The 17,502-nt window shown below is 70.3% G+C and carries 13 protein-coding genes; 7 read left to right on the top strand and 6 right to left on the bottom strand.

Going from position 1 to position 17,502, the window contains the following annotated elements; all coding sequences use genetic code 11:
• Positions 1-3 precede the first annotated feature (3 nt).
• Positions 4-1,149: an FUSC family protein gene (locus tag VLF38_RS12575; RefSeq protein WP_325271590.1), complete on the top strand. Its 1,146-nt coding sequence runs from the start codon at positions 4-6 to the stop codon at positions 1,147-1,149.
• Positions 1,150-1,176: 27 nt separating this feature from the next.
• Entirely contained in the window at positions 1,177-2,493 is a 1,317-nt protein-coding gene (locus VLF38_RS12570) for a threonine/serine ThrE exporter family protein (protein WP_325271589.1), read from the top strand.
• Between the two features lie 98 nt (positions 2,494-2,591).
• Here VLF38_RS12570 and VLF38_RS12565 read toward each other — a convergent pair whose 3' ends face one another.
• Genes VLF38_RS12565 through VLF38_RS12555 form a run of 3 tightly spaced genes read right to left on the bottom strand, consistent with a single transcriptional unit; the run spans position 2,592 to position 5,855 of the window.
• Positions 2,592-3,434, bottom strand: coding sequence for an SDR family NAD(P)-dependent oxidoreductase (locus VLF38_RS12565; RefSeq protein WP_325271588.1), 843 nt, complete (start codon positions 3,432-3,434; stop codon positions 2,592-2,594).
• A 52-nt stretch (positions 3,435-3,486) separates the two neighbouring features.
• Complete coding sequence (locus VLF38_RS12560) at positions 3,487-4,317, bottom strand: SDR family NAD(P)-dependent oxidoreductase (RefSeq protein ID WP_325271587.1); 831 nt, start codon at positions 4,315-4,317, stop codon at positions 3,487-3,489.
• Positions 4,314-5,855: an NAD(P)/FAD-dependent oxidoreductase gene (locus VLF38_RS12555; protein ID WP_325271586.1), complete on the bottom strand. Its 1,542-nt coding sequence runs from the start codon at positions 5,853-5,855 to the stop codon at positions 4,314-4,316. The genes VLF38_RS12560 and VLF38_RS12555 overlap by 4 nt, the downstream gene beginning before the upstream one ends.
• Positions 5,856-5,927: 72 nt before the next feature.
• On the opposite strand from VLF38_RS12555, the gene VLF38_RS12550 reads away from it, so the two are divergent.
• Complete coding sequence (locus VLF38_RS12550; RefSeq protein ID WP_325271585.1) at positions 5,928-6,533, top strand: TetR/AcrR family transcriptional regulator; 606 nt, start codon at positions 5,928-5,930, stop codon at positions 6,531-6,533.
• Positions 6,534-6,548: 15 nt separating this feature from the next.
• On the opposite strand, the gene VLF38_RS12545 is transcribed toward VLF38_RS12550, so the two are convergent.
• Complete coding sequence (locus VLF38_RS12545) at positions 6,549-7,997, bottom strand: FAD-dependent oxidoreductase (protein WP_325271584.1); 1,449 nt, start codon at positions 7,995-7,997, stop codon at positions 6,549-6,551.
• Positions 7,998-8,094: 97 nt separating this feature from the next.
• On the opposite strand from VLF38_RS12545, the gene hrpA reads away from it, so the two are divergent.
• Positions 8,095-12,066 carry an ATP-dependent RNA helicase HrpA gene (gene hrpA / locus VLF38_RS12540; protein ID WP_325271583.1) on the top strand — a complete coding sequence of 1,324 codons (3,972 nt, stop codon included), beginning with the start codon at positions 8,095-8,097 and terminating at the stop codon, positions 12,064-12,066.
• A 4-nt stretch (positions 12,067-12,070) separates the two neighbouring features.
• On the opposite strand, the gene VLF38_RS12535 is transcribed toward hrpA, so the two are convergent.
• Both VLF38_RS12535 and VLF38_RS12530 read right to left on the bottom strand, forming a co-directional pair.
• On the bottom strand, positions 12,071-12,811 hold the full coding sequence (locus VLF38_RS12535; protein ID WP_325271582.1) for a cache domain-containing protein: 741 nt from the start codon (positions 12,809-12,811) through the stop codon (positions 12,071-12,073).
• Positions 12,808-13,554 (bottom strand): FadR/GntR family transcriptional regulator, encoded by a 747-nt coding sequence (locus tag VLF38_RS12530; protein ID WP_325271581.1) that lies wholly within the window; start codon positions 13,552-13,554, stop codon positions 12,808-12,810. Before VLF38_RS12530 ends, VLF38_RS12535 begins: the two co-directional genes overlap by 4 nt.
• 133 nt (positions 13,555-13,687) lie before the next feature.
• On the opposite strand from VLF38_RS12530, the gene VLF38_RS12525 reads away from it, so the two are divergent.
• From VLF38_RS12525 to VLF38_RS12515, 3 genes are read left to right on the top strand one after another with little or no spacing between them, the layout of a single operon-like run.
• The gene (locus VLF38_RS12525; RefSeq protein ID WP_325271580.1) at positions 13,688-15,139 is read left to right on the top strand and encodes a gamma-aminobutyraldehyde dehydrogenase; all 1,452 of its coding nucleotides are present in this window, start codon (positions 13,688-13,690) and stop codon (positions 15,137-15,139) included.
• Between the two features lie 32 nt (positions 15,140-15,171).
• A complete protein-coding gene (locus VLF38_RS12520) occupies positions 15,172-16,248 on the top strand; it encodes an ABC transporter ATP-binding protein (RefSeq protein ID WP_325271579.1) in 1,077 nt (358 codons plus the stop codon).
• 30 nt (positions 16,249-16,278) lie between these two features.
• Entirely contained in the window at positions 16,279-17,478 is a 1,200-nt protein-coding gene (locus VLF38_RS12515) for an ABC transporter substrate-binding protein (RefSeq protein ID WP_325271578.1), read from the top strand.
• Positions 17,479-17,502 lie beyond the last annotated feature (24 nt).

Below are 17,502 nucleotides of genomic sequence, written 5' to 3'. Positions count from 1 at the left end.
GACATGGAGCTGCCGCTGCCCCCGCTCGACGTCGTCCGCACCCGCGGGCGCACCTCGGTCGCGGCGCGGGTCCGCCGGCTCCAGTCGAAGTCCTGGCACATCGGGCAGTGCGCGATCGCTGCGGCGCTGGCCTGGTTCGTCGCTGCCGAGGTGCTCGGCCACGAGGCGCCGTTCTTCGCGCCGGTGGCAGCTGTCGTCGCACTTGGCACGTCGTTCGGTCAGCGGCTGCGGCGGGTCGCCGAGGTGGCGGTCGGCGTCGCCCTGGGTGTCTTCATCGGCGACATGCTGGTCCTCTGGCTCGGTAGCGGCTGGTGGCAGATCGGCCTGGTCGTCCTGATCGCGATGAGCACCGCGATCCTGCTCGACGGTGGCCAGCTGATCGTCACGCAGGCAGCGGTGCAGTCGATCATCGTCATCGCGCTCGCCTCCCAGACCGGCACCGGTCAGCCGATCGACCGGTGGGTCGACGCCCTCATCGGAGGTGGCTTCGCCCTGCTGGCCGCTGCGGTGGTGCCCGGAGCCGCGCTGCGCCGGCCGGGAGAGCAGGCCGCGGTCGTCGTGCGCAAGGTCGCGGGCCTGCTCCGGGCGGCGGCCGACGTGATGGTCGAGGGCGAGGTGGAGCCGGCGCTGGAGCTGCTCGCCGACGCCCGGACCACCGATCGCATGGTCCGCGAGCTCCGTGCCGCCGCGGACGAGGCGCTGGCGGTCACCGTGTCGCCGCTGCGGCACCACCACCGCGAGCGCATGAAGCAGATGGTGGAGCTGGCCGACCCCGTCGACAAGGCGCTGCGCACGACGCGCGTCCTGGTCCGGCGTACGGCGGTGGCTGCGTACCACCGCGCGCCCGTCCCGCCGGCGTACTCCGAGGTCTGCCGCGAGCTCGCCGACGCGGCCGAGCTGGTGGCGAGATCGCTCGCCGACGGCACCGATCTGCTGCCGGCCCGGGAGGCGCTGCTTGCCATCGGTCACCGGACCTCGGCGCTGGGCCGTTCGCACGCCCTCTCGATCGAGGTCGTCCTCGCGATGCTCCGCGGTCTCACGGTCGACCTGCTGGAGCTCACCGGGATGCGACCGCTCGAGGCGACCGACGCGCTCCCGCTCCCGAGCCGGAACTGGATCGACAGTCCCGACCGCCCGGAACCCGGCTGATCACCAGGTGGTTGGAACGATGAGGTCATGAGCGAGACCCGGCAACGGCACATGACGATCGACCTCTGCCTGCGCGTGGGCGAGCTGCTGCTCTCCTCCGGCGCGGGCGCGGCCGACGTCGTGGCGACCATGCAGTCGGTGGCACGCCACCTGGGCCTGCGCAACGCGACGGTGGACGTCACGTTCACCTCCCTGGCGATGTCGTGGCAACCGGACCCCGGTGAGCCGCCGGTCGCGCTCTTCCGCAACGTCGTGCAGCGCGAGATCGACTACGAGGACCTCAGCCGGGTGGACCACCTGGTGCGCCAGATCCTCGAGGACGAGGTGGACCTGACCGAGGCCCGTGCCATCGTGGCGAAGGTCAGCTCGACGGGACACGCACGTGGTCGCACCAAGGTGACCCTCGGCTGGGGTGCGATGTGTGCCGGCGTCGCGCTCATGCTCGGGGGCGGGGTGCTGGTCTGCGTGATCGCCTTCGTGACGGCGGCCGTGATCGACCGGCTGCAGGGCGCGATGGCGCGTCGACGCCTGCCGCGGTTCTACCAGCAGGTCGCCGGCGGTGCGGTCGCGACGATGATCGCCGTGGTGACCGCTTCGCTCGACCCGTCGCTCGACCCCTCCCTCGTCGTCACCGCCAACATCGTCATGCTCCTCTCCGGCATCGGCTTCATGGGCGCCCTGCAGGACTGTCTGACCGGCTTCTACGTCACCGGCAGTGCGCGCATCACCGAGGCGCTCCTCGCGACCGCCGGCATCATCGGCGGAGTCAGCGGAGGCCTCTCGTTCGCCCGTGTGGTCAACGTCGACGTGGGCCGGATCGAGCAGTGGCACACGAGCCTCCAGGGCGTGGCGATCATCGCCGTCGGCGCCGCGATCTGTGCCGCCGGCTTCGCCTACGCGTCGTACGCGCCGAAGCGGACGCTCGTGCCCGTGGCCGCGCTCGCGGCGCTCGCGCTGGTGATCTCGAGGGGGATCCAGGCCGGAGGCTTCGGTGCGACCTGGGGCACGGGGGTCGCGGCGTTCGCCGTGGGCCTGATCGCCTGGACCGTCAGCCGCTGGATCTCCGTGCCGCCGCTCGTGATCGTCGTCTCCGCGGTCGTGCCCATGCTGCCGGGCTTCTCGATCTACGGCGGTCTGTCGTTGCTCGGCGGCGAGAGTGCCGTCCCGGCGGCCGGCATCCTGTCGCTGGTCACGGCTGCGTCGATCTCGCTCGCCCTGGCCGCGGGGGTCATCCTCGGCGAGTACGTCGCCCAGCCGGTCACCCGTGAGGCCCGCAAGCTCGAACGCCGGCTCGCCGGCCCGCGCCTCGTCGGCCCGCTGCGCGCCAAGTCCGGCGGCCGCTGACGCCGTCCGAGCCCGGGAAGCGCAACAACTGGTCCTGAACAGCGTCCCGGAGCGCCGGGAGCCTGTCGTTCAGGACCAGTTGCTGGTCGCGTGATGCGTCAGTGCTGGGACTTGGTCGCCTTCATGACCCGGCCGGAGCCGAGGGCGATCAGGTCCTGGTAGCGCGAGCCGGTGAACTTGCCGAAGTTGTGCACGGCGTGAGCGTCGAGCCCGATCAGCAGCCGCGCCTTGTTCTTCTTCACGGCCTTGAGGATCTGCTTGGCCGCGGACTCCGAGGTGGTCCGCGCGAGGTACTTGTCGAAGAGCTCGGCCGTCTTGGCCTGGTCCTCCTTGGCCGAGACGCGGGCGTTGCGGGCGATCGCGGTCTTGATGCCGCCCGGGTGGACGACGGTCACACCGACGCCGGTCTTGTTGGCCAGCATCTCCTCGCGGATCGCCTCGGTCATGCCGCGCACGGCGTACTTCGTCGCGTTGTACGCCGACTGGCCGGGCATCGAGACCAGCCCGAAGAGGGAGGAGATGTTGACCAGGTGGCCGTCGCCCGACGCGATCAGGTGCGGCAGGAACTCCTTGGTGCCGTTGATGACACCGTGCAGGTTGATGCCGAGGATCCAGTCGATGTCCTGGTAGGTCAGGTCGACGAAGTCACCGGCGAGCGCGACACCGGCGTTGTTGACGACGAGGTTGACCCGGCCGAAGTGGGCGACCACGTCGGCGGCGTACGCCGTGAAGGCGGCGCGGTCGGCGACGTCGAGCTTCGCGGTGTGGACGTCGGCGGCGCCGGCGTCCTTGGCCTGGCTCGCGGTCTCGGCGAGACCGACCTCGTTGACGTCCGAGATGGCGAGCAGCGCGCCTTCCCGGGCTGCCTCGACGGCGAGTGCCTGGCCGATGCCGGAGCCGGCACCAGTGATGACGACGACCTTGTCCTTGAGGGACTTCATGCGGGATGTGCTCCTCAGCGTGGGGGAGAGAGATGGGGTGATTGTGCCGGGGTCAGCGGCCGCCGGGAAGGACGAACTTCTTCCCCAGCGCGAAGACGTCCTGGTAGCGCGAGCCGGCGAACTTCGTCAGGTTGTGCAGCGCGTGGGCGTCGAGGCCGACCAGCAGCCGGGCCTGGTCCTTGCGGACGGCGCCCCAGATGATCTTCGCCGCCTTGGCCGGGTCCATCCGGCCCAGCTTCTCGAACGCCGCGTTGAGGGCGTCGCCGTCCTCGTGCGCGGTGGTCCGGCCGTTGCGGACGATGCCGGTGCGGATGCCGCCCGGGTGCACGCAGGTAACGCCGACCGGGTGCTTGGCCACCAGCATCTCCTCGCGCAGCGCCTCGGTGAAGCCGCGCACGGCGTACTTGGAGGCGTTGTAGGCCGACTGGCCCGGCACGGAGAAGAGGCCGAAGATCGAGCTGATGTTGACCACGTGGCCGTCGCCCGAGGCGATCAGGTGGGGGAGGAACGCCTTCGTGCCGGTGATGACGCCGTTGACGTTGATGCCCATGATCCAGTCGAACTCCTCGAGGGTCATGTCCTCGAAGTCGCCGGTCATGGTGACGCCGGCGTTGTTGACGATGACGTTGACGCGCCCGAAGTGGCGCACGACCTCGTCGGCGTACGCCAGGAAGGCGGCGCGGTCGGCGACATCGAGCTTCGCGCTGTGGACGTCGACCGCGCCGGCGTCCTTGGCCAGCGCCACGGTCTCGGCGAGACCGGCCTCGTTGACGTCCGAGATCGCGACGAGCGCGCCCTCGCGGGCAGCGTGGACGGCGAGCGCGCGGCCGATGCCCGAGCCGGCACCGGTGATGACGACGACCTTCTGCTTCAGCGACTTCATGCGGAGACCTTCTTCGTACGACGAGCACGGGCGGGCGCCTCGGGCGCGGCGGCGGGGACGACGGCGTACTTGTCGAGGTCGAAGCGCGAGAGGTGGTTGCGGAAGCTGAAGGTCTGGCCGGGCCAGAGCGTGGTGTTGTTGCCGAACTCGTCGACGTACCAGCTGGCGCAACCGCCGGTCAGCCACACGGTGGGCTGCATCCTGCGCTGGACCTCGTCGTTCCAGGCGTCCTGGGCCTCGATCGTCGGCTCGACTGCAGCCAGGCCCTCGCGGCGCAGCGTGCGGGCGGCGTCGACGATGTAGCGGACCTGCGACTCGATGATGAAGATGATCGAGCTGTGGCCGAGCGCGGTGTTGGGGCCGACGATCTGGAAGAGGTTGGGGAAACCGTTGATCGTGGTGCCCTTGTAGGCACGCATGCCCTTGTCGCTCCAGACCTCGGCGAGCGTGCGGCCGTCCGTGCCGGTGATGTGGCCGGCGATCGGCTGGTCGGTGACGTGGAAGCCGGTCGCGATGACGAGGACGTCGATCTCGCGCTCGACGCCGTCCTTGTCGACGATCGAGTTCGGCCGGATCTCGGCGATGCCCGAGGTGATCAGGTCGACGTTGTCGGAGGCGATCGCGGGATACCACTTGTTGGAGACCAGGATCCGCTTGCAGCCGGCGCGGTAGTCCGGGGTCACCGCGGCGCGGAGCTCGGGATCCTTGATCGCCTTGGCGATGTTGGCCTTGCCCTGGCGCTCGACGAGCTTGAGCAGGGTCGGGAACTTCGCGAACGCCGGCACGCGGCCCTCGAGGGTCGCGTAGACGCCGGCGCGGACCGCGCGCTGGGCCAGGGGGACGCGGCGGAAGAGCTCCTTCTCGATGCGGGAGAACTGCCGCTCGTTGCGGGGGATGATCCAGTTCGGCGTGCGCTGGTAGACGTCGACACGGCCGGCGATCGTCTGCAGCTCGGGGACGAGCTGGATCGCGGAGGCGCCGGTGCCGATGACGGCGATCCGCTTGCCGGCGAGGTCCACGTCGTGGTTCCAGCGGGCGGAGTGGAAGGTGTCGCCGGCGAAGGAGTCGATGCCCTTGATGTCGGGGAGTGACGGCTCGGAGAGGCCGCCGGAGCCGGAGATCAGCGTCCTCGAGGCGTAGGTGCGCGTCGTCGTGCCGTCGACCGAGCCGGTCGTGACGATCCAGCGCTGACGTGCGTTGTCCCAGGCCGAGTTCTGCACTGCGGTCTCGAGGACGACGCGGTCGAGGACGCCGGCATCGGTGGCGACCTTCTTGGTGTACTCCCAGATCTCCTGCTGCGGGGAGTAGACCTTCGACCAGTCCGGGTTGAGCGCGAACGAGTAGCTGTAGAGCTGGCTCGGGACGTCGCACTCCGCACCCGGGTAGGTGTTGATGTGCCAGGTGCCGCCCACGTCGCTGTCCTTCTCGATGACGACGTAGTCGCTCTCGCCCGCCTCGTCGAGCTTGATGGCAGCACAGAGACCGGCGAAGCCGGCGCCGACGATGAGGTGGTCGACCTCGGTGATCTGGGATGTCATGTGTCGAGGGTAGAGACCTTGTTGAACGACCGTCAATAGTGTTGTTGACTCGGGTTCAGTAACATGGGCCACATGGCCACCCGGACCCGGCTCACGCCCGAGCAGCGTCGTGAGCAACTGCTCGATCTCGGCGTCCGTCTTCTCGCCGACCGGCCGATCGAGGAGCTCTCGGTCGAGCTGCTGGCCGAGCAGGCCGGGGTGTCGCGCGGGTTGCTCTACCACTACTTCGGCGGGCTCCGGGAGTTCCTCCACGCGGTCCTGCGGCGGATGGCCGACGAGCTCTTCGAGGCCACCGCCCCCGTCGACCACCCCGACCTGGTGCATCGGCTCCGCGTCTCCCTGCAGAACTACATCGGCTACGTCCGCGCCCACCAGGCGTCGTACCGCTCCTTCCAGCAGGCAGCCTTCGGCGGCCGTCCCGAGATCCGCGAGATCTACGAGGAGGGGCGGGCGGCGCTGGTCAACCGGATCTTCGACTCCGCCACCGCCGACGAGCTGGCGGAGGTGGGCATCGTCGACACACCCGCCTCCCGCCTCCTCGCCCGTGGCTGGAGCGCGATGGTCGAGGACGTCTTCATGTCCTGGCTCGACGATCCTCGCGACCTCTCCGAGGAGCAGGTCATCGAGACCCTGACCGTCTCGCTCGGGGCGATCCTGGGCCTCGTCCCTCGTGACTGAGTTCCGGGGACGGTCTCAGTCGCTGACCGAGCCGACCCGGACTCCCCGCTCGCGGGCGAACGCCTCGAGTGCGGCGCGGTGCCGGGCGCGCACACGGTGATGGGTCGCGAGGAAGCGCAGTGAGCCGGCGAGGACGCGGGGCGGGGGCTGCCAGCCGTCGAAGTCGATCTTGCTCGAGGTGAAGACAGAGACCGGAAGGGCGTCGAAGAAGACGCTGATGTTGTGCAGTGTCGTCGTCATCATCACGACGCCGACTGCGGCCTTTGCCTTGGTGGTGGTCGCCACCAGGTCGACCGCGCACAAGTCGGGCAGCGGCAGCAGGCCGCGCAGGAGCGCGTGCGTGAGGAAGAACCCCGAGAACGACGTGAGGTGCGTCAGTGCGGACTGCGGGTTGACCGAGACGACCCGGCCGCCGGGCGACACGTAGGGCTCGTACGGGGTCTCCTCGCGGGCGATGTATCCGGTGCAGTTCACCAGCCAGGTGCCGACAGCCACCGGCCTCGTCGCGCCGGAGCGGAGTTCCATCACCGGACCGTCCGGGGTGTCGATGACGTCGATGAGGTGGTCTCGGGCGAACTCCGCGACTCCCGTCCGTAGCGCCGCGACTTCGTCGCGACTCATCAGGCCGAGCATGGAGTCACGCGGGTCATCGACGGGTGAGTGTCCGCAGCCGGACGGCCCCAGGAGCCACTGCTGCACGTCGGCCTCGTTCGTGCCGTCGAACCTGAGCGTGTAGTCGATGGCGTGCTGATTGGGTCGTTTGGCCAGCCAGCGGCGTGCTCCGGTCGGGAACCATGCGTCGCGGGAGAGAAAAGCGGTGCCGCCGCCGACGAGCATGCGGACGTCGCGACCGGGCTGCTCCTGGATCAGGGCGAGTGCCGCGTCCATGCCGGACTTGCCGCCGCCGATGATCCACACCGGTGCGGAGTCGCGGGCGATCTCGCCGGTGGTCATGCCGTGGTCGTCGGGGGAGATCGAGCGCACTGCAGTGCTGCTGACCGCGAAGGGCGGCTTCGTCTGCACGTCGTACCCGAACGCCTTGACCAGGCGATCGCCGGTGACCGTCGCGAGGTCGCCGCCGGGATCACGCAGCGTCACCTCGACCCGGTCGTCGTACTCATCGTGGGCGACGTACTCCCAGCCGAAGCGAGTGTCGACGCGGCACCGGTTGCTGCAGACCTCGACGCAGTGCGCCATGTGGTCGACGACCTCGGTGCGACGTGCGAGGTGCTCGCGCGGATGGCCCTGGGTCCACGCGATGTCGCCCGCGGTGAAGAATGGATGTGGTTGATGCAGGCGGACGAAGTCGTAGGTGTCGTTCCACATGCCGCCGGGGCGCTTGCGCCTGTCGACGAGGAGGACGCGGCCGTCGGTGCCGAGGAGGTCGGTGGCGACCGACAGTGCGTTGAGGCCGGCGATGCCGGCACCCAGGATGACGAGATCCCAATGTCCGGTTTGTCCCATGCGATGACGCTAGAACTCAGCGAAGCGCCGCGCCAGAGACCGCAGCCCCGGTATCGGCCCGAGGGGTACGCACGGCAGTGGGGCGGCGTACGGGAGAATGGTCGGCGCTGTGACTCTCTCCATCACGTACCCGGACCTGCCGGTCAGTGCCCGCCGCGACGACATCGCCGCGGCGATCCGCGACCACCAGGTCGTCGTCGTCGCTGGTGAGACGGGCTCGGGCAAGACCACCCAGCTGCCGAAGATCGCCCTCGAGCTCGGCCGCGGCCTTGGCGGCCGCGACGGGAAGCTCATCGGCCACACCCAGCCGCGCCGGATCGCCGCGCGTTCGGTCGCGGAGCGGATTGCGTCGGAGCTGGGCACCGAGCTCGGCGACGTCGTCGGCTACCAGGTCCGCTTCACCGACCGCACGTCAGCGACGTCGCGGGTGAAGCTGATGACCGACGGCATCCTGCTCGCGGAGATGCAGCGCGACCGCAAGCTGGAGAAGTACGACACGATCATCATCGACGAGGCGCACGAGCGGTCGCTCAACATCGACTTCCTGCTGGGCTACCTCAAGCGGCTGCTGCCGCAGCGTCCCGACCTGAAGGTCATCGTCACGTCCGCGACGATCGACGTCGAGCGCTTCGCGGCCCACTTCGCCGACCCGCGCACCGGGAAGCCCGCGCCCGTCATCGAGGTCTCGGGTCGCACCTTCCCGGTCGAGGTCCGCTACCGCCCGCTCATGCAGGAGGAGCTCGACGGCGAGGGGGAGCCCGTCGTACGGGACCAGACCGAGGCGATCGTCGCGGCGGTGAAGGAGCTCTCCGCGGAGGGGCCCGGCGACATCCTCTGCTTCCTGCCGGGCGAGCGGGAGATCCGCGACACCGCGGACGCGCTGCGCACCGCTCTCGGCATCAAGAAGGACGACAAGCGCGGCCTGGTCGAGATCGTGCCGCTCTTCTCGCGCCTCTCGGCGGCCGACCAGCACAAGGTCTTCGCGCCGCACACCGGCCGCCGCATCGTCCTCTCCACCAACGTCGCCGAGACGTCGCTGACCGTCCCCGGCATCAAGTACGTCGTCGACGCGGGCGTCGCGCGCATCTCCCGCTACTCCGCGCGCACCAAGGTGCAGCGCCTCCCGATCGAGCCGATCTCGCAGGCCTCGGCGAACCAGCGGAGCGGTCGCTGCGGCCGTGTCTCCGAAGGCATCGCGATCCGGCTCTACTCCGAGGAGGACTTCCTCGGCCGGCCGGAGTTCACCGACCCCGAGATCCTCCGCACCAACCTGGCCAGCGTCATCCTGCAGATGGCGTCGCTGCGTCTCGGCGACATCTCCCGCTTCCCGTTCGTCGAGAAGCCCGACTCCCGCAACGTGCAGGCGGGTGTCCAGCTGCTCGAGGAGCTCGGTGCGCTGAGCACTGCGCCTGTCGGCCCCTCCCGGAGGGAGGGGGAGCCCCCGGCGGTGGCTGGGTCTGGCGGGAGCGAGCGAGGAACGAGCGAGCGGATGGTTCCCGCCGGGGGTCCGCCTCCCGCAGGGAGGGGCCGACAGGCCCACGGCGGCCCGCGCCTGACGCGCCTCGGGCAGCGGCTCGCGCGGCTGCCGCTGGACCCGCGCCTGGGCCGGATGATCCTCGAGGCCGAGCGGCTCGGATGCGTGCGCGAGGTGCTCGTGATCGCCGCGGCGCTCTCGCTGCAGGACCCGCGCGAGCGGCCGGGCGACGACCGGCCCGCCGAGCAGGCCCGGGCGCAGCAGCTGCACGCACGCTTCAAGGTCGAGGGCTCCGACTTCCTCTCCTGGCTCGAGCTCTGGAAGCACATCAAGGACTCGCAGAAGGAGATGGGCTCGTCGGCCTTCCGGCGCATGTGTCGCGAGGAGTTCCTCAACTACCTGCGCGTGCGGGAGTGGCAGGACTTCGAGTCGCAGCTGCGGCAGGTCGCCAAGGAGATGAAGGTCGACATCGGACGCCCTGCGGACCAGCCCGACGCCGACGGCATCCACCAGGCGCTGCTCTCCGGCCTCCTCTCGCACATCGGTGCGCTCGAGGAGCGCGACAAGCGCGACAACGGTCCGGCCGCCAAGGGGAAGCGCCCCGGCCCGCGGGAGTACCTCGGTGCGCGGGGCACACGCTTCGCGATCTTCCCGGGCTCCTCGCTCAAGGGCTCGTCGCCCCAGTTCCTGATGGCCGGCGAGCTGGTCGAGACCGGCCGACTCTGGGCCCGGCAGAACGCCGCGATCAAGCCCGAGTGGGCTGAGCGCCTGGGCCAGCACCTGGTCAAGCGCAGCTACTCCGAGCCGCACTGGTCGCGCAAGCGTGCGGCGGTCACGGCGTACGAGAAGGTCACGCTGTACGGCGTCCCACTGGTCGCCGACCGCCCCGTCAACTACGGGAAGATCGACCCCGAGCTGAGCCGCGAGCTCTTCATCCGCCACGCCCTCGTCTACGGCGAGTGGAATCAATTGACCACCGCTCGTTACCAATTCTGGGCCGAGAACAAGCGGCTCCTCGAGGAGGTCGAGGAGCTCGAGCACCGCGCGCGGCGCCGCGACATCGTGGTCGACGAGCACACGCTCTTCGACTTCTACGACGCCCGCGTCGGCAGGGAGGTCGTGAGCGGCGCCCACTTCGACACCTGGTGGAAGCAGGCGCGGCAGCGCGACCCGAAGCTGCTCACCTTCGACCTGGAGATGCTCACCCACGACACCGCGGGCGAGGTCGCGGCGAGCGACTTCCCCACGGAGTGGCAGGGGAGCGAGGGCGGTCTCACCTTCAGCATCGGCTACCACTACGAGCCCGGCGCGAAGGACGATGGCCTCACCATCGACGTGCCGCTCGCGACCCTCAACCGGGTGGAAGCCGACGAGTTCTCCTGGCTCGTGCCCGGCCTGCGCGAGGAGCTGGTGACCTCCCTGATCCGCAGCCTGCCGAAGCAGCTGCGGGTCAGCCTCGTGCCCGCACCGAACCACGCCCGTGCCTTCCTCGAGGCCGTACCGCCGGGGGAGGAGCCCCTTCTCGACGCACTCGAGCGCCACGTGCGCTCGACCCTGGGCGTCGTCGTGCCACGGGGCGCGTGGGACCTGTCGAAGCTTCCCGACCACCTCAAGCCGACCTACCGCGTCGTCGACGAGCAGGGCCGCGAGCAGGCACGTGGCAAGGACCTCGAGGCGCTCAAGGCACCGCTGCGCCCGAAGTTCGCCGCCGCCATGGCCGAGGTCGCCGCGGAGTCCGGCGTCAGCGTGACCGGGCAGACCAGCTGGACCTTCGGCGTCATCGAGACGTCCTTCACGCAGACCCGTGCCGGCCACGAGGTGCGCGGCTTCCCCGCCCTTGTCGACGAGGGCGATGCCGTCGGACTTCAGGTCTTCGGCTCCGAGGACGAGCAGCTGGCCCGCCACCGGCTCGGCGTACGCCGCCTGCTGCAGCTCGAGCTGCCGGACCCGACCAGGCAGCTGCTCGACGCGCTCGACAACACGGCCAAGCTGGCACTGGCCGGCTCGCCCTACCCGACGGTGGCGGAGCTGCTCGACGACTGCCGGGCAGCCGTGCTCCAGCAGCACGTCGATGCCCGTCCGGCAGCGCGGACGCCGGACGACTACGCGACCCTTCGGGAAGCGGCGGGCGGCGACCTGGCGGAGCGCACCCGCGCCGTCCTCGACGACGTGATGCGGGTGCTCGAAGCGACGCGCACGGTCGATCGCCTCCTCTCGGGCCGGGCTGACATGACCACCCTGCCGGCGCTCACCGACATGAAGGCCCAGCTGGCAAGGCTTGTCCACAGGGGCTTCGTCGCTGAGAAGGGCACCGCGTGGCTGCGCCGGATGCCGGTGCAGCTGATGGCTCTCCAGCGCCGGCGCGAGCAGCTCGAGGCGCAGGTCGCCCGCGACCGTCAGCTCATGGACACGGTCGGCGACCTGCAGGAGGCCTACCTGCACCGCCTCGCCGCGCTCCCCGAGGGACGACCGGTGGGGGAGCAGCTGCGCCAGGTGGGCTGGATGCTCGAGGAATACCGGATCTCGCTGTGGGCCCAGCAGCTCGGCACGGCGTTCGCGGTCAGCGACGCCCGGATCCGCAAGGCGCTCGCCTGAGCCGTCAGCCGAGGCGGTCGAGCGCGACCACGGCGAGGGGGAGGTCGTCGATGACGACGAGGGTCACCGGGTCGCGGTCGTCGCGTCCCCAGTGCTCCTTGAGCGACGGCAGGTCGTCGATGAGCTCGCCGCAGGTGTCGCGCCCACGATTGCTGGCCAGGATCCGCCCGTGCGCGTTGACCACCGCGAGCCGTGTGTCGGCCGCACGCAGGGCGGGCAGCAGGCGTCGCTCGAGCTCGGACACGCCAACGTCGGCACCCGCGACGCCGAGGAAGGATGACCCCACGAGCACCGGTGCCGTGAAGGTCAGCGTGTAGTCCTCGGTGCAGAGGTAGTCGACGTAGGGGCCGGTGAGATGGCGCTGCCCGGTTGCGCGCGGGCCGGCGAACCAGGGGAGGTGCTCGTACTCGTAGGAGCTGACACCACCCGGGTCCGTGCTGATCTGGAGGCGCTGCGGCCGACCCTCGGCGTCGACCGCGAACCACTCCAGCCACCACTCCGCGTCGGCGAGGGCGCGGTGCTCGAGCACGACCCCGGCGCCCTGGACCAGTGCGCCGGGCCGGGCGAGGGCGGCGAGCACCAGGTCGGAGGTGCCGGACAGGTCGGCGCGGCGGCGCGGGCGGTCGAGGTCCAGGTCGGCCACGGCCTCTGCCTGGATGCGGTCGACGAGCTCGAAGGCCTCGGTGGTGACGCCGGACAGGGTCCGGGCAACCGAGCCGAGCTCGGTGTTGGCGATGGTGGTCATGAGCCCTCCTGGCCGAGGCGGAAGTCGATGAGTCGGGCGGTGGCATCGGCGACCCTCTGCTCGGCCGCGGTGCGCGCCGTGGCCGTGTCGCGGCGTTCGACGGCCTCGACCACGGCGCGGCAGGAGCGGACGACGTCGGCGTGGCTCGTGTCGTCGCCGAAGGCCAGCCAGAGCAGGGTGCCGAACTCGGCCTGCAGTGCCACCTCCTCGTGGAAGAGGCGGGGGGACTGTGCCGCGACGGCGACCTCGACGTGGAAGTGGGCATCGGCCCGGCGGCGTTCGCCTGCACTCTCGGCTGCGGAGAGCCGCTCGGCAGCGCGGTGCAAGCGGTCGATGTCCTCCGGGCTCGAACGCCGGGCGGCGAGTGCGGCGCAGGTGCCGGCCACGGCGACGTAGAGGTCGCCGAGGTCGCGGAGGTCGAGCAGGCTGAAGGAGTCGAGCCGCCGTCGCGCGATCGCTGCCGGTCCATCGCTGGGGGTGCGGACGAAGCTGCCGCCGCCGCGCCCGCGGCGCGTCTGGATGAGTCCGTCGTGGCGGAGGCTTGCCAGCGCCTCGCGCACCGTGACGGTCGAGACGCCGAACGTCGCGGCGAGGTCGGCCTCGCCCGGCAGCTGCTCCCCGTCAGCCAGCAGGCCGAGGGCGATCGCGTCGGTCAGGCGGCGGGCGACGAGCTCCGAGCGGGAGGAGGACTCCAGCGGGGCGAACACGGCTGCGGTGCCGAGTCCGTGGAACTGCAGGGCCACCGGATTCCTCCTGACGGGCGTACGACGGGGTTGCGGGAAAGTGTGCCCGAAAGTCTTGTGCTTTGAAAACTGATGTCATATGTTTTCCAGCATTCCCACTGTGACCGGAGTCACGAGGACAGGAGCCAGGACTGTGACGAACCGCGAGTTCGATGTCGCCAACACCATCGGCGGTGTCGCCTCCGCAGCGGCCGACGGGCGGCGTACGGACGTGATCGACCCCGCGACGGGGACAGCGTTCGGCACGGCACCGCTGTCGGGGCAGGCTGACGTCGACGCCGCCTGCGGGGCGGCGGACGAGGCCCGCCACGCGTGGGGCCGGACCACACCGGGCCAGCGGCAGGCCGCCCTGCTCCAGCTCGCCGACCTCGTCGAGTCGAACCTCGACCGCCTCGTCGACGCCGAGTGCCGCAACACCGGCAAGATCCGCCACCTGACCCGGAGCGAGGAGCTCGAGGTCGGCATCGACCAGCTCCGCTTCTTCGCGGGTGCGGCACGGGTCCTCGAGGGTCGGTCCGCGGGGGAGTACCTCAGCGGCTTCGTCTCCTACGTCGCCCGTGAGCCGATCGGAGTCGTCGCCCAGGTCGCTCCGTGGAACTACCCCTTCATGATGGCGATCTGGAAGATCGCTCCCGCGCTCGCTGCCGGTAACACCGTTGTCCTCAAGCCCAGCGACACGACGCCGGTCTCCGCCGCGCTCCTGGGTGAGCTGGCTCAGGAGGTGCTGCCGCCGGGCGTCCTCAACGTCGTCTGCGGCGGCCGTGACACCGGACGTGCCCTGGTCGAGCACGCCGTCCCCGGCCTGGTGAGCATCACAGGATCGACCCGCGCCGGCCGCGAGGTCGCCGCGTCAGCGGCGACCTCGGTCAAGCGCACCCACCTCGAGCTCGGTGGCAAGGCCCCCGCGGTCGTCTTCGCCGACGCCGATCTGGATGCCGCAGTGGAGGGCATCGGAGTCGGAGCCTTCTTCAACGCCGGCCAGGACTGCACCGCTGCCACCAGGGCGATCGTCCACCGCGACGTCCACGACGAGTTCGTGAGCCGGCTGGCCGCCTGGGTCGCCACCGAGGCGCGTGCGGGCCTGTCCGACGACGAGGGTGCCCTCTTCGGTCCGCTCAACAACGCCGCGCAGCTGGAGCGGGTCACCTCCGTCCTCGCGCAGCTCCCCGACCACGCGACCGTCGCGGTGGGCGGAGGTCGCCCGGTTGGCCTGCCCGTGGGCGGCTTCTTCCACGAGGCCACTGTCGTCACGGGGGTGCGACAGGGCGACGCGATCGTGCAGCAGGAGGTCTTCGGGCCGGTTCTCACCGTGCAGTCGTTCACCGACGAAGCCGAGGCGACCGCGCTCGCCAACGGCGTCGACTTCGGCCTCGCCGCGTCCGTCTGGACCGACAGCCACGGCCGGGCGACGCGCCTGGCGCGCGACCTCGACGCCGGCTGCGTCTGGCTCAACGCCCACATCCCCCTGGCCGCCGAGATGCCGCACGGCGGCTTCAAGCAGAGCGGCTACGGCAAGGACCTCTCGGCGTACGCGCTCGAGGAATACACCCGCATCAAGCACGTCATGTCCGCCACCGGCCGATGAATCCGCCGCCGACCACGACACCCGAGGAAGCCATGACCACCACCCTCACCTCCGAGGACCCCGCCGCCACGGCACTGACCCCCGCGATCTCGCTGCGCGGCCTGCGCAAGAGCTTCGGCGACGTCCACGCTGTCGACGGTGTCGACATCGACATCGCACCCGGCGAGTTCTTCTCGATGCTCGGCCCCTCCGGTTCGGGCAAGACCACCGTGCTGCGGATGATCGCGGGCTTCGAGCTCCCGACGGCCGGCGAGATCCGCCTCGACGGCGCTGACGTCACCCGCGAGGCGCCGTTCAGCCGCGACGTCAACACCGTCTTCCAGGACTACGCCCTCTTTCCGCACATGACGGTGTTGCAGAACATCGAGTACGGCCTGCGGGTCAAGCGCGTGCCGAGGGCCGAGCGGCGTACGCGTGCCCTCGATGCCCTCGCGCGGGTCCAGCTGGAGGCGATGGCCCAGCGCAAGCCCTCCCAGCTCTCGGGGGGCCAGCGGCAGCGCGTCGCCCTGGCGCGAGCGCTCGTCAACCGGCCGAAGGTGCTTCTGCTCGACGAGCCGCTCGGCGCTCTCGACCTCAAGCTCCGCCGGGAGATGCAGGTCGAGCTCAAGCAGCTCCAGCGCGACCTCGGCATCACCTTCATCTTCGTCACCCACGACCAGGAGGAGGCGCTGACCATGAGCGACCGGATCGCGGTCTTCAACCGTGGCCGGATCGAGCAGGTCGCCTCGCCGCAGGAGCTCTACGAACAGCCGGCGACGGCGTTCGTCGCGGGCTTCGTCGGGACGACGAACCTCCTCGGGGCCGAGGCCTCCCTCCAGCTGCTCGGGTCGCAGGGGGCGCATGCCCTGCGCCCCGAGCACATCCAGCTCCACGACGCCGAACCGGACGTCGTGGCCGCGGGCGTCATCCACGCCCGCGGCACGGTCAGCGAGGTCATCTACCTCGGCGCGGCCACCCACACGATCGTCGACCTCGACCAGGGCGGCTCCCTCATCGTGCAGCGGCAGAACGACAGCTCCGCCCAGCCCGAGCGCGCCGGCCAGCGCGGCGGCACCGCCCACCTCACCTGGCAGCGCACCCACTGCGTCCCCGTCGACGCAGCCGTCTGATCCCTCCCCGCAACAGAAAGCAGGATCGCCATGTCCCTCATCCGCACCGCAGGACTCCTCGCCGCCAGCGCGACCGTCCTGGTGGCCTCCGCCTGTGGCAGCTCGTCCGGCGGTGGTGGGTCCTCCTCTGCCGGCTTCACCGCCCCTGACCTCCCGCAGCTCGAGAAGCTCGGGAAGGGCGAGGGTGAGGTCAACGTGCTGGCCTGGCCCGGCTACGTCGAGGACGGCAGCAACGACCCGAAGGTCGACTGGGTCTCCGGCTTCGAGAAGGAGACCGGCTGCAACGTCAACGTGAAGTACTTCGCGACCTCCGACGAGGCGGTCAGCCTGATGAAGTCGGGCGAGTACGACGTGATCTCCGCCTCCGGCGACGCCTCGCTGCGCTTGATCGCGAGCGGTGACGTCGAGCCGGTCAACACCGACCTCATCCCCAACTACGCCGACGTCTACGACTTCCTCAAGGACCGCGACTGGAACTCCGTCGACGGCCAGGCGTACGGCGTGCCCCACGGCTACGGCGCCAACCTGCTGATGTGGCGCACCGACAAGGTGAAGCCCGCGCCGACCAGCTGGGACGTCGTCTTCGACAAGGGGTCGGCGTACAAGGGCGCGGTGACGGCGTACGACTCGCCGATCTACATCGCCGACGCCGCGATGTACCTGATGGAGCACGAGCCGGACCTCGGCATCGAGAACCCCTACGCCCTCGACGAGAAGCAGCTCGAGGCCGCAGTCGACCTGCTCAAGGAACAGCGCGTGAACGTCGGAGAGTACTGGTCCGACTACCTCAAGGAGATCCAGGCGTTCACCACCGGCGACTCGGTGGTCGGCACCACCTGGCAGGTCATCGCCAACGTGGCGCAGTCGGAGAAGGTGCCGGTCGAGACCACGCTGCCCGCGGAGGGCGCCACCGGCTGGTCGGACACCTGGATGGTCGGTGCGAAGTCCGAGCACAAGACCTGCTCCTACCAGTGGCTGAACCACATCGTCAGCCCGGAGGCCAACGCCGCTGTCGCCGAGTACTTCGGTGAGGCGCCGGCCAACTCGCAGGCTTGCCAGCACACCGCGAACGACAAGCACTGCGAGATCTTCCACGCCGGTGACGAGTCCTACGCCGAGAAGATCTGGTACTGGACGACCCCCATCGAGCAGTGCATCGACGGTCGCACGGACGTGACGTGCACCGACTACGCCCGCTGGACGCAGGCCTGGACCGAGATCAAGGGCTGACCCTGCCCGTCCCGTGAGAGGAGG

The organism is Nocardioides sp. (genome assembly GCF_035481145.1).
Taxonomy (GTDB): Bacteria; Actinomycetota; Actinomycetes; order Propionibacteriales; family Nocardioidaceae; genus Nocardioides.
Note: the sequence above shows the minus strand (reverse complement) of the source record. Positions and strands in the feature narration are given on the sequence as shown.

What these genes read in the sequence shown, in the direction of transcription:
- hrpA (WP_325271583.1), top strand. Translation starts at nt 8,095, where the DNA reads ATGGTCGGCGCTGTGACTCTCTCCATCACGTACCCGGACCTGCCGGTC.
- VLF38_RS12560 (WP_325271587.1), bottom strand. Translation starts at nt 4,317, where the DNA reads ATGAAGTCGCTGAAGCAGAAGGTCGTCGTCATCACCGGTGCCGGCTCG.
- VLF38_RS12555 (WP_325271586.1), bottom strand. Translation starts at nt 5,855, where the DNA reads ATGACATCCCAGATCACCGAGGTCGACCACCTCATCGTCGGCGCCGGC.
- VLF38_RS12575 (WP_325271590.1), top strand. Translation starts at nt 4, where the DNA reads ATGGAGCTGCCGCTGCCCCCGCTCGACGTCGTCCGCACCCGCGGGCGC.
- VLF38_RS12550 (WP_325271585.1), top strand. Translation starts at nt 5,928, where the DNA reads ATGGCCACCCGGACCCGGCTCACGCCCGAGCAGCGTCGTGAGCAACTG.
- VLF38_RS12515 (WP_325271578.1), top strand. Translation starts at nt 16,279, where the DNA reads ATGTCCCTCATCCGCACCGCAGGACTCCTCGCCGCCAGCGCGACCGTC.
- VLF38_RS12570 (WP_325271589.1), top strand. Translation starts at nt 1,177, where the DNA reads ATGAGCGAGACCCGGCAACGGCACATGACGATCGACCTCTGCCTGCGC.
- VLF38_RS12535 (WP_325271582.1), bottom strand. Translation starts at nt 12,811, where the DNA reads ATGACCACCATCGCCAACACCGAGCTCGGCTCGGTTGCCCGGACCCTG.
- VLF38_RS12520 (WP_325271579.1), top strand. Translation starts at nt 15,172, where the DNA reads ATGACCACCACCCTCACCTCCGAGGACCCCGCCGCCACGGCACTGACC.
- VLF38_RS12545 (WP_325271584.1), bottom strand. Translation starts at nt 7,997, where the DNA reads ATGGGACAAACCGGACATTGGGATCTCGTCATCCTGGGTGCCGGCATC.
- VLF38_RS12565 (WP_325271588.1), bottom strand. Translation starts at nt 3,434, where the DNA reads ATGAAGTCCCTCAAGGACAAGGTCGTCGTCATCACTGGTGCCGGCTCC.